The following is a 23,729-nucleotide window of genomic DNA, read 5'->3' on the forward strand; positions in this document are numbered from 1 at the left end:
GGATCAGTCGATCACATACTCCACCGTGTCGGCGACCGGCCGATAGCCGATGCGTTGATAGATCTTGTTGGACACCGGGTTGGCCTGATCGGTGAACAAGCACACCCGAGCGCCCGCGTCGACGAAGTGCCGTGACACCAGCGCGACCGTAGCCGCTGCGAAGCCGCGACCACGATGCTCCTTCGGCGTGAACACCGGGCCGATCCGGGCGACTCCGAGACTCGGTGGTCCGCCTCCGGTCAGGTGCACGATCTCGCCGTCGTCCTCCCAGACCCAGAGCCGTCGGCCCCGGATCCGACGACGAGTGTCGTCGCGATCATGTTCCTGCTCCTGACCGACCGGACGACTCCCCTGCTCTGCTGCCTCGCGCTGGAAGATCGTCAGCCAGTGATTCACCAGCTCGAGATCATCGACACCCGCGGCCCGGAACCGTCCATGCGGCTGCGGAGGCAAGATCAACTCCGCCAGCTCGAAAAGTCGTGTGTGCGAAGCGATGCGGGTCGTTCGGGCGGCCAGCCGTGCCGTCTCCTCCGCAACGATCCGCGCCGCCGGCAGTGCGCCGTTGGCACCGCCGATCGACTCACCACGAGCATGCAGCGCACCGACGAGCTCGCATGCTGCATCGTCGGGCATTTCCTGCACCCACAGCGGATACGGCGGATGCGGCGCGGTCCGCATCGCCACCCCGACGACCTCCCCGGCGACGCCGTCACCATGATCAACAGCGGACTGCCGGCGGATGATCACGAACCAGTACGGCCGTCCCGTCTCGGGGAGTACGCCCTCGGCACGTTCTCTGACGGCCCGCTCCGCGTTGGTCATCAGTACGGTGTTCAGCACCGGCTCTCCGGCAAGATGATCACCCGCCTCGTCCAGGAAGCGGCTCGGATCGTCGGTGAACGTGAACGCGTACATGATCGGATTCTTCGCTCCGCGCACGACACCGGTCAATCGGATTCCGATCTACTGAGCGGACCAGCCGCCGTCCGCCGGCAGGATCGCGCCGGTGATGTTGGCGGCGTCGTCGCTGAGCAGGAAGCTGATCGGCGCGGCCAACGCGGCCGGCACGGTGGGCGCCGGGATCTGCTGCATGAAGCCGCCGATCCGCTCGGCACCCAACGCGGAGGCGAACTTGGCCTCGATGTTGGTGGCGACCGGACCGGGTGCCACCGCGTTCACTCGGACGCCGCTGGCCGCGTACATGTGAGCACTGTTCTGGGTGAGACCGACCACCGCGTGTTTGGAGGCGGTGTATGCGGCGCCGGCCGCCGACCCGCGCAGAGCCGCCTCGGATGCGACGTTGACGATGGAGCCCGACCGCCGGGCCAGCATGATCGGCAGCACGGCCCGCATCAGCCGCATGGTGCCGTCGAGGTTGACGCTCAGCACCCGCCGCCACACCTCGTCGGTGAGCTCGTGCACCGGCGTCATGTCGTCCATGATTCCGGCGACGTTGGCCAGCCCGTCGATCCGGTCACCGGCCGCCGCGACGATCCGTCGCACCGCTTCGGCGTCGGTGATGTCGGCCGGCAGGCTGACGACCTGCTCGCTCGGCAGCCCCCGGGAGGACTCGGCCAGCCGCGACTCGGAGACGTCGACAGCGATCACCCGGCCGCCCTCCCGGACGATCCGGGACGCGGTGGCGGCACCGATGCCGGAACCGGCCCCGGTGACGATCACCGTCCGGTCGGCGAAGCGTCCCGGCGAGATGCGTTCGGCGAACGGGGTGATCTGGGGCAGGTGGCTGCTCGAATCGGTCATGGCTGGGCTCCTTCGCATACCGGACATAGTTGTCCGGTCGCTAGTCTAGCCGAGTGACTGCGCCCGAAGCATCGACGCCGGACCGCGCCCGCAACCTCGGCCCACGGGCAGCCGCCGCCAACCGGCGGGCACTGCTGGAGGCCGCCCGCCGCGTCTTCGGCAGCCAGGGTGCCGGGGCTCCGCTGTCGGCGGTGGCCAAGGAAGCGCGGGTCGGGCAGGGCAGCCTGTATCGCCACTTCCCCACCCGGCAGGACCTGGTCTACGCGGTGTTCGCCGAGGGCGTGGACGAGTTGGAGGCGTACGCCGACGCTCCCGGCGCCGATCTTCGCGGCCTGCTGCGCGCGCTGTTGGACCAGATGCTCGCCTCCACCGCGTTCCTGCAGATGCTCGATGACCGCCGCGAGGATCGGATGTACGAGTTGGGTCGCCGGGTCGGCCGTCGGATCGACCGGCTGTTGCCGGCTGCCCGACGCGACGGCCTGGTCGGCGAGCAACTGACCACCGACGACGTGATGTTCGTGATCGCCATGCTGGCCGGCGCCCTGACGATGTTGCCACCTACCGATCGCGAGCGCGCCGTCAATCGGCTGGCCGTCATGATGAACGCGCCCTGGCTGCCGACGCCATCGCGCTGATCTGACGTAGACCACAACTCGACTTGGTCACGATTCGGTCGAAGGCCCGCAACGGCCGACTCCGGCGTCTACGCTGCTGCCACCAGCACAGCTGGCCTCATAAAGGGAATCGGGGGTGAGGCCGGATGGACACAAGCCGGTCGGACGTAGGCCGGATGGACGCGCTGAATGGCGACAACGTCGTCGCCGGCGGGGCCGTGGGCACCGCCTTCGCGCAATCGCTCGCGATCAAGGACGCCTCGGCTCTGCGTGCGCTGTTCGCCGACGAGGTCGACTTTCGCGCGATGACACCGCGCCGACATTGGAACGCGACCACGCCGAACGAGGTGATCGACGACATCGTGCTGGGTTGCTGGTTCGAACCGCAGGACAAGATCATCGAGCTGGTCGCGGTCGACACCGACAGCTTCGCCGACTGCGACCGATTGAGCTATCGGCTGCTGCTGAGCAATCCCGACGGCGACTACCTGGTCGAGCAGCAGGCCTACTTCACGGTCACCGACGGCGGCAAGATCAACTGGATGCGGGTGATCTGTTCCGGCTTCCGGCCGATCACGACCCGGTAGCCGAACGACGTACTGCCGGCGGCGACCCTCAGCCTGGCTCAGCCTGCATCCAGGCTCAGGCGAACACCAGCAGCGCGATCCCGGCGATCAGCAGCGCGAGGACCTTGATCAACTCCGTACCGACGTAGCCGAAATGCGCTCGCGAGCGGGGCGCGTCCTCGGCCACGGTGCCGGCCAGTACGGCGTCCGTCCGACGACTCAGCCGGGGCCGGACGATCAGCACCTGAACCAGCAGCGCGACGATCGCCACCGCCAGCAGCACCATGATCAACAACGACGCCGGATCGATGATCATCGCCACGATGATCGCGGCGGCCAGCACCAGTTCGATGATGTTCAGCACCCGGAAGACCAGCCGGCCGATCCCCAGACCGATCTTCAGCGTGACGCCCGGCGCAGTGAATTTCAGCGGTGCTTCGATAAACGAGATCGCCAGCACCATGCCCAGCCAGCTGAAGGTCGTGGCCACGGCGATCGCGGTACCGACGCCCATCAGGCGGCCTCCCCCGACGCCAGCTCGGCCCGGCACAGATCCGGCTCGGCGAACGGCAACAGCCGTCCGACCGTCTGCGCGGCGCCCTGCTGCTCGAGCACCCCCTGCATCAGGCCGAGGTGAATCGCACAGACCACCCGGGCGTCCTCATGAGCCAACTCCAGGAACGGGCAGTGCCGCAGCTCGATCCGCCGGTCAGGTCGACGGCCGGCGAGCGCCGGCTGGAAACCAAGATCATCCAGCGCCTGTACCAGCGTTGCCAGCGAGCGTCGATCGGACCGCCGGCCGACCCCCGTGCTGCTGTCCCCCGTAGCGCTGCCCGGGCCGTCGGCGACCAGACCGCGGCCGAACGCCCGTCCGGCCGCCAGCGCACGAGCGCGGGCATCGCGATGACCCGACAACTCCTTGATCAAGATCTCGGCCAGGATGCGGTAGTGCCGGGTGCCCTCGGGATCCATCCCCGCGACACTCCGGAATCCGATGGCCGGGCGACCGGGGCGCTGGGCCGGCATCGCCACCTGCTCGGCCCGACGTTGCTCGACCAGCGCCTTCAGATGGAAGCGAACCGTGTTGTGGTGGATGCCCAGTCGGTCGGCGATCTCGGTCACGCCGATCGGCTCGTCGGCCTGGTTGAGCACCGCGAGCACGTCGGCCCGCCGGCCGCCGGTGACGGCCCCACTGTCGGACTCCGGAAACATGTCCTAGAGTTTACACAATCTCACATTGGAAAAACCCCGGGAGGGTCCGTGCCCGAAGCAGCTCAGACAGACCGAGAACTCGATGTACGCAAGGTTCGTAAGCCCGACCGGCATCCGATGATCTTCGCCCGCTTCCGCGAACTGGCCGTCGGCGAGGGATTCGTGTTGATCAACGATCATGATCCGCGACACCTGCGCGACGAGTTCGAGAACGAACTACCCGGCAGCTACGGCTGGGAGTATCTCAACCAGGTCAACGGCGACTGGCAGATCAAGATCAGCAGGCTCACCGAGACGCCGCTCCCCCGGGTGCTGGCGAACACCGCGTCGCTGGCGGACGCGCAACCGGACGCAGCCGGCGTGATCTGGAAACTCCCGATCAACGAGCGCGATCTCGACTCGAACGTGATCGGGCTGGCGCCCGGCGGCAGGATCGACCCGCACGCCGGCCCGGAACTCGACGTGCTCATCCACGTACTGGCCGGCAGCGGCACCCTGACCACCGAGTCCGGCACCCTCGACCTCACCGCCGGCGACCTGCTCTGGCTGCCGCGGCGCTCGCGGCGCAGCTTCGCCGCCGGCGACGACGGCCTGCGCTATCTGACCGTGCATCAGCGCCGAGCGTCGCTGCAACTCGACCTGACCGCCCTGCAGAGAACGACGAACGGGTGAGATTCGCACCAATGTTGGTACGAATCCCACCCGCTCGTACGGTGATCAGCGCAGGTCGAAGCGATCTGCCTCCATCACCTTGACCCAGGCGGCGACGAAGTCGGTCACGAACTTCTCCCGGGCGGTGTCGGCGGCGTACACCTCGGCGACGGCGCGCAGCTCGGAGTTCGAGCCGAAGACCAGGTCGGCCCGGGTGCCGGTCCAGCGGACGGCGCCGGAGGCGTCGCGGCCCTCGAAGGTCTCGCCGTCAGACGAGGTCGGCTTCCAGGTCGTACCCAGATCGAGCAGGTTGACGAAGAAGTCGTTCGTCAGCACACCCGGCCGATCGGTGAACACGCCCAGCGGCGAGTGGTCGTAGTTCGTGTCGAGCACCCGCAGACCGGCGACCAGCACCGACATCTGCGGAGCGCTCAGACCGAGCAGATTCGCCCGGTCCAGCAACAGGTATTCGGTCGGCAGGTTGCTCTGCTTGCCGCCGAAGTTGCGGAAGCCGTCAGACTGCGGCTCGATGTGGGTGAACGACTCCACATCGGTCTGCTCCTGGGTGGCGTCGGCCCGCCCGGGACGGAACGGCACCTCGATCTGCTGCCCGGCAGCGCTCGCGGCCTGCTCCACCCCGACACCGCCGGCCAGCACGATCAGGTCGGCCAGCGAGATCCTCTTGCCGCCGGCCGCGGTGTTGTTGAAGTCGGCCTGAATCCCTTCCAGGGTACGAAGAACGGGCACCAGCTGCTGCGGGTCGTTGACCGCCCAGCTGATCTGCGGCTCCAACCGGATCCGTGCACCGTTGGCTCCGCCACGCTTGTCGCTGCTACGGAAGGTCGACGCCGAAGCCCAGGCCGTCGACACCAGCTGGGAGACGGTCAGGCCGGAGTTGACGATCTTGTTCTTCAGCGCGGCGATGTCGCCGGCGTCGACCAGTTCATGATCAACAGCAGGCAGCGGATCCTGCCAGATCAGCTCCTCGTCGGGGACCTCCGGGCCGAGGTAGCGCACCACCGGTCCCATGTCGCGGTGGGTGAGCTTGTACCAGGCCCGGGCGAACGCGTCGGCGAACTCGTCCGGGTGCTCCAGGAACCGCCGCGAGATCGGCTCGTAAGTCGGGTCGAACCGCAGCGACAGGTCAGTGGTCAGCATGGTCGGCGTACGGTTCAGGGTGCCGTCCTGCGGATCCGGCACGGTGTTGGCGCCGGCCCCGTCCTTCGGCTTCCACTGGTAGGCCCCGGCCGGGCTCTTGGTGAGCTCCCACTCGTAGCCGAACAGGATCTCGAAGAAGCTGTTGTCCCACGTGGTGGGCGTGTTGGTCCAGGTCACCTCCAGACCGCTGCCGATGGTGTCGCGGCCCTTGCCGCTGCCGAAGGAACCCTTCCAGCCGAGTCCCTGGTCCTCCATCGGCGCGGCTTCCGGCACCGGGCCGACGTACTTGTTCGGATCGGCGGCACCGTGGGTCTTGCCGAAGGTGTGACCGCCGGCGATCAGCGCCACCGTCTCCTCGTCGTTCATCGCCATCCGGCGGAACGTCTCCCGGATGTCGACGGCGGCCGCCAGCGGATCGGGCTTGCCGTTCGGGCCTTCCGGGTTGACGTAGATCAGCCCCATCTGCACCGCGGCCAGCGGCTTCTCCAGCTGACGCTCGCCGGTGTAGCGCTCGTCGCCGAGCCACTCCTTCTCCGGGCCCCAGTAGACGTCCTCCTCCGGTTCCCAGGTGTCCACCCGGCCGCCGCCGAAGCCGAACGTCTTGAAGCCCATCGTCTCCAGTGCGACGTTTCCGGAGAGCACCATCAGGTCGCCCCAGGACAGGCTGGCACCGTACTTCTTCTTGATCGGCCAGAGCAGCCGGCGGGCGCGGTCCAGCAGCACGTTGTCCGGCCAGCTGTTCAGCGGAGCGAACCGCTGCTGCCCGGAGCCGGCTCCGCCACGGCCGTCGTCGATCCGGTAGGTGCCGGCCGCGTGCCAGGCCATCCGGATGATCAGCGGGCCGTAGTGACCGAAGTCGGCCGGCCACCAGTCCTGCGAGGTGGTCAGCAGCTCGGCGATGTCGCTTTTGACCGCGTCGAAGTCGAGCGCGTTGAAGGCGGCGGCGTAGTCGAAGTCCTCGCCCAGCGGGTTGGACACGGCGGGGTTCTTGGCCAGGATCTTGAGGTTGAGCATCTCCGGCCACCAGCCGCGGTTGCCACCGCCCTGAGCCGGATAGGGAGCACGATCACCCTGATCGTGGATCACCGGGCAGCCGCCCGATTCCTGGGTGGGAACAGATTGCTCGTTCTGGACAACGGCATCTTTCGGATCCGACACGGCCAAACCTTCCTCAGGAGCATGATCAGTACTCGTCCACCATGGTCCGGCGCCACTGATGCGTCGGGCTCTCCGGTGGGCGGCGATCCCGTACGACCTCGGTGCGTACGACCCGGTCCGGGATCACGGCACTAGCCTGTCCCCTTTTCTGGAATTGTTCAAGAGACGGGCCCGAGTCGATCGAAGGTTCGAATCAGCCGTCGGTGAAATTCGGACACAACGAGGGATATCCGAGCACGACAAAGCCCGGACCCTCACGATGAGGATCCGGGCTGTGTCGCGGTGGAGGTGGCGGGAATCGAACCCGCGTCCTCGAGCAGCGAACCAGGTCTTCTCCGGGCGCAGCTGATGGTGGCGTTCTCATCGACCCCTGCGCTCGCATCAGCACGTTGCAGACAGGCCCAGTCTCAGTTGATGTCCCCGCTGAGTCCCGAGACCACTCTCAGCAGGTCAGCCTTCTTGATGAGGCCAGGTTCCGGGTCGAAGGCAGTCCCGGTCTGACCCTTCGATTACTGCTCAGGCAGCAAGAGCGAAGTCAGTGCGCTTAGAGTTGGCACTTATTGGTTTCCAAGGGTCGTTTACGAGTTGACCTTGGATCCTCGGCCCGCTTCTCCTGGGACTACCGTCCCGAGTCGAAACCGATCACCCCCTGTTGAGTTGTGCACTCGGCCGGCGAGCCGTACGAGCAGCGGCCGACCAGCACGCCGGACGACCAGTCACGCAGTCTAGCCGTTGATTCAACCGATCGGCATCCGGATTGATTCCGGCACACGAAACCGCCGTCCCCACTCGACGGGAACGGCGGCTCGTTGCCAGTAACGCTCTGGTCAGCGATTACTTCTCCGGCAGTACGTCGAGCTTGATCACCTTCTTGACCGGGTTCTGCCAGTCGGCGCCTTGCGCGGCCTTCACACCGCCGACGATGGTCAGGATGAACCAGGCGAGAGTGCCGAGACCGACCAGGAAGTTGATGATCCCCCAGTTCGTCACGGCCGTCAGGGTGCCGCCGATGATCAGGCCGATCAAGCTGATCAGCTGGAAGTTGAAGGCCTTCGCCGACTCCTTGCGGGCGATGCTGCCCGGCTTCGACACCGCGTAGCCGATGGCCGGCCCGATGATCATGCCGGTGAACAGCGCACTGAAGTGGGCCAGCGCGCCACCCGGGCTGGGCTCGACCCGGCTGGCCGGGGTACGCGAGTACGTGCTGGCTGCCGGGTAGTAGTTGGTCGTCGGCGCCGCCGTGGGCACCTCGACCAGGCCGTAGAAGGCGTCGTTGAGTTGCTTGCGGTTCTCCGCACCCAGGACCTGACCGATCCGGCGGTCGAACTCCTCCTCGGTGATCCGGCCCTCCGCGTACAGGCCCTGCAGGTGCTCCGCGGCACGATCGCGTTGCTCGGTGGTGACCGGCATACGCAGGGTGGGGTGTTCGTAACTGGCGCTCATGGCCGCCATCCTTGTCGACCACCCCAAACCAGACCATCCGGCGCAACCCTCAGCGATCCCCCGGATCCCGGCAGGACTTGCCCCATACGGGAGGCGTTAGCGTTGTCGCCCATGACCGAGAAACCAGAAGTTGACTTCCCCGAGGGTCCGCCGCCGGCCGACCTGCAGATCACCGACCTCACCGTCGGCGACGGCGCCGAGGCCACCGCCGGCAGCACCGTACGGGTGCACTACGTCGGCGTCGCGCACAGCACCGGCGACGAGTTCGACGCCAGCTACAACCGCGGCGAGCCGCTGGAGTTCCCGCTCGGCGCGGGCTACGTGATCGCCGGCTGGGACCAGGGCGTCACCGGAATGAAGGTCGGCGGCCGCCGGCAGCTGGTCATCCCGCCGCACCTCGGGTACGGCGACCGGGGCGCCGGTGGCGCGATCAAGCCCGGCGAGACCCTGATCTTCGTGGTCGATCTCGTCGACGTCCGCTGACCCCTGCCGACTTGTCAGCGTCAGAAGGCGCTACAGCGCGTCCTGAAGCTGACAAGTCGGGGTTGTCACCAGCTGGAGGCGCCGCCGCCACCGCCGCCACCGCCGGAGAAGCCGCCGCCCGAGAACGAGCTGCCGCCACTGCCGAAGCCGGTGCCACCGCTTCCGCTGCCGAAGCCGCCGGAGGAACTGGCCGGGGTTGCGGCCGTGGTCAGCGAGCCGGTCAGGTAGCCGACGTTGAACGCGGTGAAGCCGTTGCCGTAGCCGCTGTACCAGTACGGTGTCCGGTCCGGCATCCGGCCCATCTCCACCAGCCGCTCGCAGATCCGCTGCCACCGATCGGCCAGATCGAAGGCGATCGCCCAGGGCAGGTACTTGGAGAAGATGTCCTCGCCCTCCTCGAACCGGAGCTGGTCGGCCTCGGCGGTGGCCAGGTACTGCTTGAAGCCGTCGACGTGGTCGCAGATCGCGCGACCGTTCGGGGTGCGCTGGCCGCGGCGCAGGATCCGGCTGACCAGGGCGATGGTGAGCACCAGGGACGCCACCGGGATCGCCAGCAGGAAGATCACCGAGGTGGCGCCGGCGTGGAAGATGAAGATGCCGGCCATCACGGCGAAGGCGAAGACCCCGCCGAACGCGGACCGGCCGGCTGCCTTCGGCACGTTGGTGAACCAGCCCAGTTGCGCCACCTCGCTGCGGATGCGCTGCACCATCGTCTTGTGCGCCTCGGTCATGCTGCCCCGGCTGGACAGGTCGGTCCGGGCGCCCGGCGGGCGACCGCCGAAGATCTCCGTGAGCAGCGCCGTCTGATGCGGCGCAGCCGCCTTGTTCGGATCGAGCAACTCGACCACCGGGCCGTCGCCGTCGGAGTTGTCGATCTTGATCGCACCGCGTACGGCGAGATCGATCAGGGTGGCGGCGGTGTCCCGGACGTCGACCTGGCCGTCGACCAGAATGCCGGCCTGGGCGACCGGAATCGGCGGTGGTGTGAACGCGACCGGGATCTGCAGCCTCGGGTCGCTCTTGCCGACCCGGGCGTCGGCGCCGGCCAGCGGCACGGTGCCCGGCGGCAGATCGAGATAACGCAGGTCGGTGGATCGTGACTTGGCGATCAGGTAGCCGACGATCGGCATTCCGGCGGTGATCACCAGCAGCACGATGCCGGGAATCAGTACGCCCGGCGACAGCAGCACCGAGGCGATGCCCGCCTTGCGTTCAAGATCGGGAGTGGCGTCGGCGACGAGTCCGGACTTGATCTTGACGCCGATGGTGACGCCGTCACCGGCCGGCAGATCCGTCTGCCCGAACACGGCGTCCTGGCCGCTGACATCCTTGCTGGTGCAGGCATTCCTGCTCTGCACCGGCCCGGCGTAGCAGTTGACTCCCTGGGCGCCACCCGGCACCGACGCGGTGATCTCGAGGTTGTCGATCAACGGGTGCAGCGGTTGGTCGGTGCTGGCGCTGAGCGCATCCCAGAAGAGCTCGTCGTAACCCTGGAAGCTGCGCAGCGCACCGCGGACGTCGTAACTGAGGTCGTAGGTCGCGGTGTCGGAGTCGACGGTGTAGTCCGGGCTGCCGATCTGGTACGTGGTGCTGCGGGTCCGATCGGTCTTGCCGCCGTTGTCGGTCTGCTCGACGTCGGTGTGCACGCCCGGGTCCGGACTGCTCGCGGTGAAGTTGGTGATCGTGTAGACGATGTCCTTGTCCTGGTTCTCACCGGTGTCCGGCTCACGGGTGACCAACTCGCGCTTGATCCCGTGCCTGCCGGAGTCCGAGCCGAACCGCCAGACCCACTGCTCCTTCACGTGCAGCACACCCTGGGTGTCCACGGTGTAGTTGATCTTGAGGTTGTCGACCTGATCGGCGGTCGCCGCCTGTGCCGCGGGCAGGTTCTGCCAGGTCAGCAGCAACGCCCCGGCGCAGGCCAACAGCAGTGCCACGGCCAGCCGGATGATCTTGGTCGGCAAGGGCGCCGCCACGGTCGCGACCGCGGCTCGACGCCCGTACGGATCGACTCCTGTGCTCATGTTCCCCTCTGATTCGGGCGCCGGACTGACCGTACGCACTCGGCGACGATCACCGCACCGACCCCATCCGCGCGCACGCCACCGACTCGGTGTCCACAATACGGGGCCGAGGGTTGACCGACCGGCCGGATCAGGCTGCCCGCGGAGTCAGGCTCGTTGGATCCGTCTCAGCCGCGGCCGCGCTTGTTCCGTGCGGCCAGGGCGCGCTGTGCCTCGCGTTCTGCGTCCCGCTTGGCGATGGACTCGCGCTTGTCGAACTCCCGCTTGCCGGTCGCGATGGCCAACTCGACCTTCGCGTAGCCGTTGCTGAAGTAGATCGCCAGCGGGATCAACGTGGTGCCGGCCGAGCCCAGGGCCCGGTCGATCTTGGCGATCTCCTTGCGATTCAGCAGCAGCTTGCGGGTCCGCCGTGCGGCGTGGTTTGTCCAGGTGCCGTGGCTGTACTCACCGATGTGCGCGGCGCGCAGCCAGACCTCGCCGTCATCCACGGTGGCGAACGCGTCCGCCAGCGAGGCGCGCCCCTCACGCAACGACTTCACCTCAGTGCCGGCCAGCACCACCCCGGCCTCGAACGTGTCGACGATCGCGTAGTCGTGCCGGGCTCGCCGATTCTGGGCGACCATCAGCTTGTCCCCGCCCTTGGTGCCCGGTGCGGCCTTGCCGTTCTTCGGCTTCTCCCCGGCTCCCGTCGGGATCGCCTTGCTGCTCTTGGCCATTGCTCCATCCTTCTGCGTCCGGTCGATCGATGTGTGTCGGTACGCAATTCGAGCCGAAACCTTAGCCCGTACGGCGCGGATACCCAACGGCATTGCTGTTCTGCTCAATCGTCGCCACCGGGTCTCACCCGGGTCACGATCATCACCGTCGGCACGCCGTTGAATCAAGATCAACAACCGGCCTGGTCCATCGGATGCGAACCGCCCCGCAAGCGGTCGATGCTGGCGAGCGCCGGATGCAGACAGCGTCCAGGAAAACCCCACGAGAAGGGTCTCGTTATGAATCAGCTCTCCCCGACTGTCCGACGGGCCGGCGCATTGGGCCTGGCTGCCGCCTCGGCAGCACTGATCGTCAGCGGAGCGTCGGCACTCACCGCATCAGCCGCGCCGTCGTCGGCTTCGACGTCGTCGGTGTGCGGGACGATCAAGCACTGCAAGGTCGTCAAACACGTCGACGTCGACGGTGATCATCGCAAGGACACGGTCGCGATCGTGCCGAAGAAACTCCACCAGGGCAGTCCGACCGAGGTGACGGTGCGGGTGAAACTGGCGAGCGGCAAGCTCGTCAAGACCACGGTGAAGAACCTGAGCGGTCCCGGTGGCGACTATCTGTTTCGCGGTGCGGCCCGGCTGGACGGACACCGCGGCGCCGAGTTGTTCATCTCCCATCTGGTCGGCGCCCACGGCGTCTCCTACCGGGTGCTGACCTATCGGCACGGAGCTCTGCAGACCCTGCTACCGCCCAAGGCCGATGCCGGAATCACCAGCAGGGACTGGTTCACCGACTCAGCGTTGAACTTCGAGACCGGCGTGTTCCGATCCAGGCACCCAGGTCAGCCGGCCAAGATCAAGATCAAGAACGCCGCCTACTCCGAGAAAGCGAAGCGGATGCAGGGAGAGGTGGTCAGCTACCGCTGGCAGAACGGCGGCTGGCACCACCTCTCGACCGTGAAGAGGAGCTGGGCGCAGGAACACTCGGACTTCGGCGGCTGGCACCTGAGCGGTCTGCACGGCGTGTGACCGAGCACCCGGCAACGATGATCATGATCGGAATCCGTCAGCCCAGGCCGATGGCATCGCGTGCCGCGGCCAGGGTCGGCGCGGCAGCCGCTCGAGCCTGCTCGGCACCCCGGGCGAAGATCATCCGTACCTCGGCCGGGTCGATCTCGGCGTACCGCGTGCGGATCGGCTCGATGATCGCGATCACCGCGTCGGCAACCGTATTCTTCAACGTACCGAAGGAAGTATGGCTGTTGATCAACTCCTGCACGGTCAGCCCGGAGGTCGCGGCACCGAGATCGAGCAGGTTGGCCAGCCCCGGGCGTTCGTCGGGGCGGTAGCTGATCCCGGGCTCGGAGTCGGTGACGGCCCGTTTGATCTTGCGCCGGATCGTCTCCGGAGAGTCGAGCAGGTAGATCACCCCGGCCGGATTCGTACTCGACTTGCTCATCTTGACCGCGGGGTCCTGCAGATCCTTCAGCCGCGCGGCGATCTTCGGGTTGATCACCTCCGGTACGGTGAAGACGTCGCCGTCGGAGCCGGGATAGTCCCGGTTGAAGCGCTGAGCAAGATCACGAGCGAGCTCGACGTGCTGGGTCTGATCATCGCCCACCGGGATCTTCTCGGCCTGGTAGAGCAGGATGTCGGCGGCCATCAGCACCGGATAGCTGAGCAGCGACATCCGAGTGTCCGGGCGACCGCGCCCCTTCTCCTTGTACTGGATCATCCGGCCGAGCTCGCCGACTCGGGCCACGCACTCCAGCAGATAGTGCAGCCCGGTGTGCTCTGGGACCGCGCTCTGCCGGAAGATCACCTGCCGATCCGGATCCAGCCCGACGGCGATCATCAGCCGGCTGAACTCCGCGATCCGCGCACGCAGCAGGTCCGGTCGATGGGTCGTGGTCATCGCATGCAGATCGGAGATGCCGAAGAAGCAGCGGCCGGTTGCTTCCCGCATCGGGCGCAGCGCGCCGAGGTAGTTGCCGACGGTCAACCGGCCGCTCGGCGTGAGCAGGCTCAGTTGGACGCCGTCGCCTCCTGCCGGATCGAGGTCGGCCGAGCGTTCGGCGAGATCGAGACTCATGATCGTTCTCCTGGGTCGAGAGCCCCGGCCGAGAAGCTGCCGACATGCGAACAGCCGCCCTGGTCGGGGCGGCTGTTCGGATGGTGTTCCGGGTACGTGTCGACAGGCCGCCCTAGGCGGCCCACCAGCAACACGTACGCGAAGTCATGGCAGGGATGCTACTCCACCGGTTATCGGGCGGAGAACCGGAATACCGAGGTCGAGTCGAAGGACTGTCCCGGTCGCAGCACGGTGCTCGGGTAGCTCGGATGGTTGGGCGAGTCCGGGAAATGCTGGGTCTCCAGGGTGACCGCATCGCCTTGCCGGTAGACCTTTCCGCTGATGCCCTTGATCGTCGCGTCCAGATAGTTGCTGGTGTAGACCTGCACTCCGGGCTGATCGGTGAAGCAGTCGACTGTCCGGCCGGACCCCGGATGGAAGACCCTGGCCGCGAAGCTCGGCGGTGCGCCGGCCCTGCGGTTGAGGATGGCACCGGTGGCCCGCAGCAGATCCCGGCGAGGTATGTCGTGCGGTCGGTTCTGTTCCGGCCGGCGGTCGGTGGATAGTTCGCGAACTGAGCTGTCGCGACCGGGCAGGCGTGAATTCATGAAGCGCTCCTTGCTCGCCGACCACAATGTCGGCGGCGACGGAATTGTTGACGGGCATCGGCGAATCGGCGCCGGTGTCCCACGCATGGCAGCTTTTCGGAAGTTGCACCTCGGCCACGAAACGCCACAAGGGCCCACGAAACGCCACAAGAGCCTGGGCGGTGCCGGCGGAGATCATGGCCGGCCACCTCTTACGGAAGTCTGGACGCGGCGACGAAAGGCGAGCAGACTACCGGCGGCGACGATGGTTCCGGTCGAGTCGCTGAATCGGTCCTCGGGGGGCACCGACACCTTCAATGGAGAGGATGTTCCATGAAACCCCGTAGGTTGCCTGCGGCACTGGTCGCTGCCCTGACGTTGGCCGCGAGCCTGCTGATCGGGACCGGCCAACCGGCGTCGGCCAACCCGGCGGGCGGCGGCCGGCCGACCCCGGCCGCGTACACGAATCCGATGCAGCTCGACCTGCCCGGCGGTTTCACCGCGGCCAGCTGTGCCGATCCGGATGTGATCCGCGACGGCCGCACCTGGTATCTCTACTGCACGACCGACCGTGCCAGCGATGACACGAACGCCCCGGACATCGGACTCATCCCGATCTACCGCTCCACCGATCTGGAGCATTGGACCTACGTCACTGCAGCGCTGCCGGCGATACCTTCGTACGCGGCGGCGGGCGCCGGCATGTGGGCTCCCGACATCAACTACGTCGACGGCCGGTATCGGCTCTATTTCGCCGTCTCCGACACCAACCTGCCCGGTGGCGGTTCGGCCGTCGGCGTGGCCACCGCGGACTCGCCGACCGGCCCCTTCACCGTGTCACAACAACCCGTTGTGGCCCCGTCCGACATCCCCGGCAACCCCGGTTCGAAGCGGTCGACGATCGACCCGGAGCTGGTTCGTGATCATGGTCGCAGTTACTTGTTCTACGGGGGTTTCGGCGGCGGACTGAGTTCGCGCGTCCTCAGTGCCGACGGGTTGAGCACCGACCCGTCGAGCCAGCAGCAGATCGCCATCGACAATCGGTACGAGGGTGCCAAGGTCGTTCGGCACGGCGGCTGGTGGTATCTGATGGCCTCGTCCACCAACTGCTGCAACGGCCCACTGACCGGCTACACGGTGTTCGCTGCCCGATCGAAGAACGTGCTCGGGCCCTACCTGGATCGACACGGTCGCTCGGTGCTGGACAGCCAGGTCGGCGGCACGGTGGTGGTCGCGCAGAACGGCAACCGCTGGGTCGGCGTCGGTCACAACACCATGATCACCGACTTCGCCGGTCAGGACTGGATGATCTATCACGGCATCGATCGCAACGATCCGTACTACCGAGGGGCGCCCGGCTACACCAAACGGCCCGGGCTGATCGACCCGGTCGACTGGATCGGCGGCTGGCCCGAGGTCAACGCCGGCGCCGGGCCGTCCGACACCCTGCACGCCGGGCCGGTCGCCCAGCCCGGTGAACGCGCCACCTATCACGCCCGCCCGGTGCGTGACGTACGACCGGGGCGTCCGATCGGCTCGCTGTCGGACGAATTCAACAGCACCTCGCTGGGCTCGCAATGGAGCTGGATCCGACAGCCGGATCCGTCCAGCTATGCGCTGCGGAACGGCAAGCTGATCTGGGACACCCAATCCGGTGATCTTCATCCGCCGACGGACAACCTGCCGGCAGTACTGACCGAGCCGGCGCCGGCAGGTCCGTACGTGGTGGAGACGAAGGTGGCGATGTCGTGGCCGGCATCGGGCTGCTGTCAGAACTACGTCCAGGGCGGCCTGGTGATCTACAACGACGACGGCAACTACATCAAACTGGCGTCGGTGTCGATCTGGAACACCCGGCAGACCGAGATCGGCAAGAACGTCTACCCGCAGCCGTCCGGCTACCCGAACTACGGCAACGGGGTGATCGGCCCGGTGGGCAGGACCTACACCTATTTGCGCCTGGTACGTGGCACGGCCGGGGACCTGGACACGTACACCGGTTACAGCAGCCCGGACGGCCTGCACTGGGACAAGGGTGCAACCTGGACCCAGCAGCGATCGGACGACACCAAGATCGGCCTGGTGTCGATGGCCGGTGCCGGTTTCACCAGCACCTTCGACTACGTCCGGGTGAGCCGGCCGAGCGGGTAAGTCACGCCGGTCAGTTGCTCGGATACCTTCCAGAGACGTTGTTGGGCCGCGAGGTCGTAGGAGGCCGGTATGGATTCGACCCGAATGGGATGCCCCGTCCATTCGTTGCGGCCGTCGGGCCCGTAGTACTCACCGCCGGTCACACCGGGTTCGACCGCGGCACGAACCAGCGCCAGCGCCGAGGTCTCCGGATCCTGCAGTAACCACGAGGTGAACAGCCGCAGCCGGGGATCGGTGACGACCCGGATCGGAAGTTGATCTCCGCCGAACGCGGTACGGGCATTCCCGTGATGGGCGGCGACGGAGATCGTCGCTGCCCCAGCCGCGGCGAGTCGACGCTGCAACTCGTAGGCGAACAGGAGGTTGGCCAGCTTGGACTGGAAGTAGGCCCGGTTGGAGTGGTACCCGCGGGCGAACTGGAGGTCGTCGAACTGCATCACCCCGCGCCGGTGGCCGACGCTACTGACCGTCACGACGCGCGAGCCTGGCCTCTCCAGCAGTCGCGGCAGGATCAGACCGGTGAAGGCGAAGGCCCCGAGATGATTGGTCGCAAAGGTCCGCTCGAACCCGTCCTCGGTGGTGTCCCGGCGTCTGATCAAGGCTCCGGCGTTGTTGATCAACAGGTCCACCCGCGGGTGATCACGATCGAGCCGCTCAGCAGCCTGTCGGACTGAATTCTGTGAGGCCAGATCCAGTTGCAGCAAGTGCACTGCTGCCGACCTGGACTCCGCGAGGATCCGGGTCCTCGCCTCACCAGCCTTCCGGAGGTCACGGCAGGCCAACACGACCTCGGCCCCGTGGCGGGCGAAGATCCGCGCGGTCTCGTATCCCAAGCCCGAATTGGCTCCAGTGATGACCACAGTCCGACCACTCTGGTCGGGAACATCGCGTTCGGTCCAACGGGTGGCCATGATTCACTCCTCTCGACTTCTGCCGGTCGCTGCCCGGTGGCGCCGACGCCGGTATTGACACATAATCGGAATGGACGTCCCGGTTAGAACTATCCGGGATACTCATCCCGTTTGTCAATAGTTTCGAGAGGAACTGCGGTGACGCCACCTCCGCGACCGATGCGAGCAGATGCCCAGCGCAATCGCGACCAGGTCCTGCGTACCGCAGCGGAAGTCTTTGCGGCCGAGGGTCTCTCGGTGCCGATACACGAGATCGCCCGACGAGCAGGCGTGGGCACCGGCACGGTCAGCCGGCACTTCCCCACCAAGGAGTCGCTGTACGCCGCGGTGCTGCTCGACCGAATGAGCCAGCTCCGCCGTGCTGCTGACGACGCGGCCGCCGACCACGATCCGGGCCAGGCGTTCTTCGACGTATTCGCCCGGCTGATTCACGAGGGGGTCTCGCATCGGGGATTGGCCGAAGCACTGGCTGGCAGCGGGTACGACATCGAGGCCGCGGCCACGGCGGCCGACTGCAATGTCTCGGACCGGCTGCGCCACCTGCTCTCCGATGCACAGCGCGCGGGCGCCGTCGATCCGGCGATCACCTACGCCGACGTCAAGGCGATGATGGCAGGCTGCCTGGCCTACAACGGCCCCGACCCCGACCGGGTCATCGACGTGATCATCCGTGGCCTCCGTCCGGTCTCCAGATGACGTCTCGAACCAGATCGCGCCGACCCCTGCGAAGGACGAGTCAGCTCACATCGATCGCAGGAGGCCACGCACCGCCGAAGGTCCGACCGCCGAATCCCCCGATCGCCGGACTCCCCACCGCGACAGCGGCAGCGTGATTCGAGCCGCCCGCGGCGGCGAGAATCGCCAGAGAAATCGTACGAAGCAAGACCCGACCCGGTAGGAACGTGGGGGTCTGGGGGCTCGGCCCCCAGAAGTCTCAGTACCAGGTCATCGGGTTGATCATGGTGCCGTCCTCCCACACCATCAGGTGCATGTGGCAGCCGGTCGCATACCCGGTCTCGCCGACGTAGCCGATCACCTGTCCCTTGGTCACGTGCTGGCCGACACCGACGGTGTAGCGGATGGCGTGATTCATCGCGGTGGTGATGTAGTGCCCGTCGACCTTGCCGTGATCGATGATCAACCGGTTGCCGTAGCCGGCGTTGTAGTAGCGCTCGGCCACCCGGCCGTCGTACGGGGCATGGATCGGGGTGCCGCAGCCGGCGCCGAAATCGGTGCCGTCGTGGAGCTTCCAGATATGCAGGATCGGGTGCAGCCGCATCCCGTACGGGGAGGTGATCGGCCCGTTCACCGGGTAGATGAAGCCGTGGTGGGCCGACGAACTGCTGGCGGTGTAGCTCGATCCGCCGGAAGATCTCGACGACCCGGACGAGCCGGAGTTGGAGTGGCTGGTTTGGCTTCTGGCCCTGGCCCGAGCAGCAGCCGCCCGTGCTTCGGCTTCTCGTTGCCGCTTCTCGGCCGCAGCACGGCGGGCCGCAGCCGCCTTCTCCCTTGCGATCCGTTCGGCGATCCGCTTCTGCACCGCCGCGTCCTCGCGCTGCAGTTCGGCATAGTGCGCCTTGTCCTGCGCGGCGGCCTTGTCGGCGGCGGCCTGAGCCGTCCGGCGCTGCTTGACCAAGGTGGCGACCTCCGCCTCCTGGGTCTTGGCGGTCGCCTCCAGCTGACGCTTGGTGGCCAGGTTCTCGGCCGACTCGGCCTTGGCCGCGGCGACCTGCTTCTCGAGTTCGGCCTGCTTGGCCTTCTCCGCGTCAAGCTGCTTCTGCAGCGTGGTCAGGTCCTCGAACTCGCTCTGATTGGTGTCCAGCATCGTCCTCGACAGCTGGGCCCGCTTCTCCAGATCGGACATCGAGGTGGCCGAGGTCAGCATCGCCAGCGGCATCAGGCTGCTCTGCCGTTGGAACTGGTTGCGCACGATCGAACCGACCAGCGCCTTCTGCGCAGCGATCTTCTTCAGGCCGTCCGCGACAGCGGCCTTGGCCTTGGCCAGCGCGGCTTGCTGCTGCTTGAGCTTGGTGGCCAGCGCGTCGTCCTTCTTCTGCGCGGCGGCGACTTCCTGCTGTGTCTTCGCCAGGGCGGCCTGCGCCACGGACAACGCGTTCTGAGCCTTGGTCAGCGCGACCGCAGCGGCGGCAGCCTCCCGGGAGGACTCGCTCATGTCCTGCTTGGTCTGGCTGATCTGATCCTGCAGCTGCTGATGCTTGGTGTCCAGCGGATCGGCGGCCACGGGGGTGACCGGGCCCACGTTGCCGATCAGGCCGACGTTGCCGATCACCGCGGCAACGGTCAGTGCGACGCCGGCGCGCACCAGCAGGCGCGTCCGGTGCCGGACCTTGTGGCCTCGTACGATCTTGCGTTCAGTTGTGCCCATGGACGCTGGCCGGAGCCAGGCGAAGCGACCTCGCGCTGCTGGTGCCTCGCTGTCGTCCGGAACGCCGTTGACGGCGCAGGGAAGGTCCGGAACCACAGCTTTCCCCAATCAGTACCCCGAGTACGTTCTGTCGGTGTCAAGTTGTCGCGGCGGCCCATAAGCCGACGCGGAACCGATTTAACAGCACGGACCCGGTCCCGGGCGCGACTGGTTTGCGCGTGTCCGGATGATCTGGGGTCAAAGCTGAGCGGACCCAAAGGTCCCGACCGCTACACGCGGAGGTATTTGCGGGTCGTCACCAGCGTGGGGATCACGGCCAGCAGGATGCCGACGATGGCTACCGCCGCCATTGCGAGCAGCGTCTGATGCCAGCCGATCCAAGCTATAGCCTGTATCGAGACTTGAGCCTTACGCATGATGATGAAGTAAACGCCTGCGGCCAATGTGGCGCATGCGAAGCCGGCACCGATCAATGCGGCGATCACGGACTCCATCAAGAACGGCAACGTGATGTAGAAGTTGCTCGCCCCGACGAGTCTCATGATGCCGATCTCACGTCTTCGGGCGAACGCGGTCAATCGGATGGTGTTTCCGATCTGCAGGGCAGCCGCGAGCAGCAGCAGCGCGGAGGCGATGATCGTCCCCCACTGCAGCAGGTTGATCCAGCTGAACAGTGGATCGAGGATCTGTTTGAGGTCCTGGATCGCCTGCACGCCCGGTAGACCTTGCACCGACGAGACGACACCCTCGTACTGCTCGGGGTTCTTCAGCTTGACCCGGAATGACTCCTGCATCTGGTCCTCGGTCAGCGAACCCTTCAGCGGATTGCCCTCGTACGCCTTCTGGAATTCCTCGAACGCGTCGTGCTTGGACTCGAAGTAGACGCCGTCCTGGGCGACCTCCGGGTTGGACTCCAGCGCTTGCCGGATGACCACCTTCTGCGACTCGGTGGTGTCCTGGCCCGGCGTGCAGTTGTCGCCGGAGACGTCCTTGGAGCAGAGGAAGACGGTGATCTCGATCTTGTCGTACCACTTGCCCTTGGCCAGGCCGACCTCCTGCTGCGCCAGCAGACCTGCGCCGAACAGGGACAGCGAAACCCACATCGTGACGATCACGGCCAGCGTCATCGTCAGGTTGCGGCGCAATCCGGCGCCGGCCTCGGCGAAGATGTGTCGTAGTCGCATGGAGCAGGTTCCCTCTTCGTTTCTTGCTTATGTCACAACAGCGTCCGGGCAGGGACGCCACCAGGCCCGGGGGCTCCGGGACCATCCCGGATCGCGCCCATCGACGAGACCCACCGGGGCAGGGACGCAACCACGCCCGGGGTCCGGGGGTCGCCCCCCGTGCTCTAAATCACGTGGCGTAGCCGTAGACGCCGCGGCTCTGGTCGCGGACGACCAGGCCGTCGTCGAGTTCGATCACGCGTTTCCGCATCTGGTCCACGATGGTCTGGTCGTGGGTGGCCATCAGCACCGTGGTGTCGGCGCGGTTGATCCGGTCCAGCAGCTTCATGATGCCCACGCTGGTGGCCGGGTCGAGGTTTCCGGTCGGCTCGTCGGCGATCAGGATCATCGGCCGGTTGACGAAGGCCCTGGCGATCGCCACCCGCTGCTGCTCACCGCCGGACAGCTCGTCCGGCAGCCGATCCTGCTTGCCGTCCAGGCCGACCAGATCCAGCACCTCCGGCACCACCCGATCGATGGTGGTCTTGGACTTGCCGATCACCTGCAGCGCGAAGGCCACGTTCTCGTGCACGGTCTTGTTCGGCAGCAGCCGGAAGTCCTGGAACACGGTGCCGATCTGGCGCCGCATCCCCGGCACCTTCCAGCTGTGCAGCTTCGACAGGTCCCGACCGGCCACGTACACGGTGCCTTGGGATGCCCGCAACTCACGCAGGATCAACCGCAGGAAGGTCGACTTGCCCGAGCCGGAGGTGCCGACCAGAAAGACGAACTCGCCCTTGTCGATCTCCACGTTCACGTCGGAGAGCGCGGCGCGTCGCTGGCCGTCGTAGACCTTGGTTACGTTCTCGAATCGAATCACAGTGCTTCTCGGTTTGGGCTTCTCGTCTCGGGGATGCCCGCCGCGGCTGGTTCGCACGGGCGGAGGTGGGCCGCAACGAGTGTAGGCGAGCCTCGACCGGGTTCCGGACATTGGCGCGGTCCGGGCGCGTGAGACCTTGCGAACGGCTCAGGTCGCGACTCTGTTCGGCCTCAAGCCCGGCCCAAGGTTTGTGGGGTCTTCCCACGGTTCGCGGGTGGCGACCTGCCCTCAGCGCTGCTGCTTGAAACCGCCCCAGCCGTGCCAGCGGTCGACCTCGATCCAGGCGTTCACCCGAGGGCTGGTCCGATTGGGGTATTCCTGACCGGTGTAGAGCTTGCTCAACCGGTCGATGCCGGACAGGTCGGTGTCGTCGCTGAACTCGGTCACCCGGCCCTGCAGGCTGACGTGGCTGTACCAGTCGTCGGCAAGCACGGTCAGCGAGATCCGCGGATCCTCACGCAGATAACTCAGCCGCTTGCGGCTGGCGTCCATGTTGACCAGCACCCGGCCGGAGTCCGCGTCGTACGCGTACCAGGTGGCCACCGTCACCGGTGCGCCGTCCGGGCGGACGGTGCCGATGATGGACGGATTGGGTTTGGCCAAGAAGTCGGCGATCTCGGCGGGAATCGGTCCCTTGGGCATTACGCAGCTACCTCCTGAGTACGCCTCCAGCGGACCCCGGCGTCCAGGAAGTCGTCGATCTCACCGTCGAAGACCGCGTCGGGACTGGAGACCTCGTAGTTGGTACGAAGATCCTTCACCATCTGGTAGGGGTGCAACACATATGACCGCATCTGGGCACCCCAGCTGTTGCCACCGTCCCCCTTGAGCGCGTTCATTTCCGCCTCGCGCTCCTGCCGGGCCCGCTCCAGCAGCTTGGCCTGCAGCACCTGCATGGCGGCGGCCTTGTTCTGCAGCTGGGACTTCTCGTTCTGACACGACACCACGATGCCGGACGGCAGGTGGGTGATCCGGACCGCGGAGTCGGTGGTGTTCACGCTCTGCCCGCCGGGCCCGGAGGACCGGAACACGTCCACCCGGATGTCTCCCTCGGGGATGTCGATGTGGTCGGCCTGCTCGGTCACCGGCAGCACCTCCACGCCGGCGAACGAGGTCTGCCGGCGGCCCTGGTTGTCGAAGGGCGAGATCCGGACCAGCCGGTGGGTGCCCTGCTCCACGGACAGTGTGCCGTAGGCGTACGGGGCCTTGATCGCGAAGGTGGCCGACTTGATCCCGGCCTCCTCGGCGTACGAGGTGTCGTAGACCTCGGCGCTGTAGTGGTGCCGTTCGGCCCATCTCAGGTACATCCGCAACAGCATCGCGGCGAAGTCGGCGGCGTCCACACCACCGGCCTCGGAACGGATCGTGACCAGGGCGTCTCGCTGGTCGTACTCCCCGTTCAGCAGGGTACGGACCTCGAGCGAGTCGATCGCCTTCTGCAGGCTCTTCAGCTCCTGATCGGCCTCGGCCAGGCTGTCGGAATCGGACTCCGACTGCGCCAGCTCGATCAACACCTGAACGTCGTCCAGCCGGGAACGCAGCTTGCCGACCCGCTCCAGCTCGCCCTGCAACATCGACAGCCGGGAGGTCACCTTCTGCGCGTTCTCCTGGTCGTCCCACAGGTCGGGCCGGGCCACTTCCTTCTCCAGCTCGGCGATCTCGGCCCTCTTCGACTCCGGATCGAGCACGGATTCGATCGAGGTCAGCGACCGGTCGAGCTCGGTCAGGACGACGGGATAGTCAGTAGCCACAGCCGCCCAGACTACCCCGGCAGGCCACGTCGTTATGCTGCGCGTTGCTGCC

The 23,729-nt window shown here is 66.8% G+C and carries 23 protein-coding genes and 1 other RNA gene; 7 read left to right on the top strand and 17 right to left on the bottom strand.

Annotation, left to right across the window (positions count from 1 at the left end):
* Nucleotides 1–3: 3 nt before the first annotated feature.
* Entirely contained in the window at nt 4–915 is a 912-nt protein-coding gene (locus FOE78_RS17025; protein ID WP_143987355.1) for a GNAT family N-acetyltransferase, read from the bottom strand.
* 48 nt (nt 916–963) lie between these two features.
* Nucleotides 964–1,761, bottom strand: a complete 798-nt coding sequence (locus FOE78_RS17030; RefSeq protein WP_210414636.1) for an SDR family NAD(P)-dependent oxidoreductase — start codon at nt 1,759–1,761, stop codon at nt 964–966.
* 53 nt (nt 1,762–1,814) lie between these two features.
* On the opposite strand from FOE78_RS17030, the gene FOE78_RS17035 reads away from it, so the two are divergent.
* Nucleotides 1,815–2,396 carry a TetR/AcrR family transcriptional regulator gene (locus tag FOE78_RS17035; protein ID WP_143987357.1) on the top strand — a complete coding sequence of 194 codons (582 nt, stop codon included), beginning with the start codon at nt 1,815–1,817 and terminating at the stop codon, nt 2,394–2,396.
* Nucleotides 2,397–2,551: 155 nt separating this feature from the next.
* Nucleotides 2,552–2,962, top strand: a complete 411-nt coding sequence (locus FOE78_RS17040; RefSeq protein ID WP_143987358.1) for a hypothetical protein — start codon at nt 2,552–2,554, stop codon at nt 2,960–2,962.
* Nucleotides 2,963–3,017: 55 nt separating this feature from the next.
* On the opposite strand, the gene FOE78_RS17045 is transcribed toward FOE78_RS17040, so the two are convergent.
* Nucleotides 3,018–3,455 carry a hypothetical protein gene (locus FOE78_RS17045; protein WP_143987359.1) on the bottom strand — a complete coding sequence of 146 codons (438 nt, stop codon included), beginning with the start codon at nt 3,453–3,455 and terminating at the stop codon, nt 3,018–3,020.
* The gene (locus FOE78_RS17050) at nt 3,455–4,153 is read right to left on the bottom strand and encodes a helix-turn-helix transcriptional regulator (protein ID WP_143987360.1); all 699 of its coding nucleotides are present in this window, start codon (nt 4,151–4,153) and stop codon (nt 3,455–3,457) included. Before FOE78_RS17050 ends, FOE78_RS17045 begins: the two co-directional genes overlap by 1 nt.
* A 48-nt stretch (nt 4,154–4,201) precedes the next feature.
* On the opposite strand from FOE78_RS17050, the gene FOE78_RS17055 reads away from it, so the two are divergent.
* Nucleotides 4,202–4,825 carry a DUF2249 domain-containing protein gene (locus tag FOE78_RS17055; RefSeq protein ID WP_168207280.1) on the top strand — a complete coding sequence of 208 codons (624 nt, stop codon included), beginning with the start codon at nt 4,202–4,204 and terminating at the stop codon, nt 4,823–4,825.
* 45 nt (nt 4,826–4,870) lie between these two features.
* Here the strand turns inward: FOE78_RS17055 and katG are convergent, their stop codons facing one another.
* From katG to FOE78_RS17070, 3 genes are all read right to left on the bottom strand, one after another.
* Nucleotides 4,871–7,120, bottom strand: a complete 2,250-nt coding sequence (gene katG / locus FOE78_RS17060) for a catalase/peroxidase HPI (RefSeq protein ID WP_143987362.1) — start codon at nt 7,118–7,120, stop codon at nt 4,871–4,873.
* 280 nt (nt 7,121–7,400) lie between these two features.
* Nucleotides 7,401–7,770, bottom strand: a transfer-messenger RNA (tmRNA) gene (ssrA, locus tag FOE78_RS17065).
* A gap of 184 nt (nt 7,771–7,954) precedes the next feature.
* Entirely contained in the window at nt 7,955–8,563 is a 609-nt protein-coding gene (locus FOE78_RS17070; protein ID WP_168207560.1) for a DUF1707 and DUF4870 domain-containing protein, read from the bottom strand.
* A 111-nt stretch (nt 8,564–8,674) separates the two neighbouring features.
* Between FOE78_RS17070 and FOE78_RS17075 the strand changes: the two genes are divergently transcribed.
* A complete protein-coding gene (locus FOE78_RS17075; RefSeq protein WP_143987364.1) occupies nt 8,675–9,046 on the top strand; it encodes an FKBP-type peptidyl-prolyl cis-trans isomerase in 372 nt (123 codons plus the stop codon).
* 65 nt (nt 9,047–9,111) lie between these two features.
* Here the strand turns inward: FOE78_RS17075 and FOE78_RS17080 are convergent, their stop codons facing one another.
* On the bottom strand, nt 9,112–11,070 hold the full coding sequence (locus FOE78_RS17080) for a DUF2207 domain-containing protein (protein WP_143987365.1): 1,959 nt from the start codon (nt 11,068–11,070) through the stop codon (nt 9,112–9,114).
* Nucleotides 11,071–11,237: 167 nt separating this feature from the next.
* Nucleotides 11,238–11,693 carry an SsrA-binding protein SmpB gene (smpB, locus tag FOE78_RS17085; RefSeq protein ID WP_228266230.1) on the bottom strand — a complete coding sequence of 152 codons (456 nt, stop codon included), beginning with the start codon at nt 11,691–11,693 and terminating at the stop codon, nt 11,238–11,240.
* Nucleotides 11,694–12,065: 372 nt separating this feature from the next.
* On the opposite strand from smpB, the gene FOE78_RS17090 reads away from it, so the two are divergent.
* Complete coding sequence (locus tag FOE78_RS17090) at nt 12,066–12,806, top strand: hypothetical protein (RefSeq protein ID WP_143987367.1); 741 nt, start codon at nt 12,066–12,068, stop codon at nt 12,804–12,806.
* A 37-nt stretch (nt 12,807–12,843) separates the two neighbouring features.
* Here FOE78_RS17090 and trpS read toward each other — a convergent pair whose 3' ends face one another.
* Together trpS and FOE78_RS17100 are read right to left on the bottom strand one after the other, a co-directional pair.
* Nucleotides 12,844–13,869, bottom strand: coding sequence for a tryptophan--tRNA ligase (gene trpS, locus FOE78_RS17095; protein ID WP_143987368.1), 1,026 nt, complete (start codon nt 13,867–13,869; stop codon nt 12,844–12,846).
* Nucleotides 13,870–14,039: 170 nt separating this feature from the next.
* The gene (locus tag FOE78_RS17100; protein WP_210414638.1) at nt 14,040–14,456 is read right to left on the bottom strand and encodes an aldose epimerase family protein; all 417 of its coding nucleotides are present in this window, start codon (nt 14,454–14,456) and stop codon (nt 14,040–14,042) included.
* Between the two features lie 312 nt (nt 14,457–14,768).
* Here FOE78_RS17100 and FOE78_RS17105 point away from each other — a divergent pair, with 312 nt between their 5' ends.
* A complete protein-coding gene (locus FOE78_RS17105; RefSeq protein WP_143987370.1) occupies nt 14,769–16,586 on the top strand; it encodes a family 43 glycosylhydrolase in 1,818 nt (605 codons plus the stop codon).
* Here the strand turns inward: FOE78_RS17105 and FOE78_RS17110 are convergent.
* On the bottom strand, nt 16,556–17,497 hold the full coding sequence (locus FOE78_RS17110) for an oxidoreductase (RefSeq protein ID WP_143987371.1): 942 nt from the start codon (nt 17,495–17,497) through the stop codon (nt 16,556–16,558). The genes FOE78_RS17105 and FOE78_RS17110 overlap by 31 nt on opposite strands.
* 237 nt (nt 17,498–17,734) lie before the next feature.
* On the opposite strand from FOE78_RS17110, the gene FOE78_RS17115 reads away from it, so the two are divergent.
* Nucleotides 17,735–18,193, top strand: coding sequence for a TetR/AcrR family transcriptional regulator (locus tag FOE78_RS17115; protein WP_266094979.1), 459 nt, complete (start codon nt 17,735–17,737; stop codon nt 18,191–18,193).
* A 238-nt stretch (nt 18,194–18,431) separates the two neighbouring features.
* On the opposite strand, the gene FOE78_RS17120 is transcribed toward FOE78_RS17115, so the two are convergent.
* The 5 genes from FOE78_RS17120 to prfB form a co-directional block, all read right to left on the bottom strand.
* Complete coding sequence (locus FOE78_RS17120; protein ID WP_143987373.1) at nt 18,432–19,883, bottom strand: M23 family metallopeptidase; 1,452 nt, start codon at nt 19,881–19,883, stop codon at nt 18,432–18,434.
* A 269-nt stretch (nt 19,884–20,152) separates the two neighbouring features.
* Nucleotides 20,153–21,067, bottom strand: coding sequence for a permease-like cell division protein FtsX (gene ftsX, locus FOE78_RS17125; protein ID WP_143987374.1), 915 nt, complete (start codon nt 21,065–21,067; stop codon nt 20,153–20,155).
* Nucleotides 21,068–21,236: 169 nt separating this feature from the next.
* Nucleotides 21,237–21,926 (bottom strand): cell division ATP-binding protein FtsE, encoded by a 690-nt coding sequence (gene ftsE, locus FOE78_RS17130; RefSeq protein ID WP_143987375.1) that lies wholly within the window; start codon nt 21,924–21,926, stop codon nt 21,237–21,239.
* 228 nt (nt 21,927–22,154) lie between these two features.
* A complete protein-coding gene (locus FOE78_RS17135; RefSeq protein ID WP_143987376.1) occupies nt 22,155–22,568 on the bottom strand; it encodes a PPOX class F420-dependent oxidoreductase in 414 nt (137 codons plus the stop codon).
* Nucleotides 22,568–23,677, bottom strand: a complete 1,110-nt coding sequence (gene prfB / locus FOE78_RS17140; RefSeq protein WP_228265865.1) for a peptide chain release factor 2 — start codon at nt 23,675–23,677, stop codon at nt 22,568–22,570. The genes FOE78_RS17135 and prfB overlap by 1 nt, the downstream gene beginning before the upstream one ends.
* Between the last annotated feature and the right edge of the window lie 52 nt (nt 23,678–23,729).

It is taken from the genome of Microlunatus elymi, assembly GCF_007362775.1.
Taxonomy (GTDB): Bacteria; Actinomycetota; Actinomycetes; order Propionibacteriales; family Propionibacteriaceae; genus Microlunatus; species Microlunatus elymi.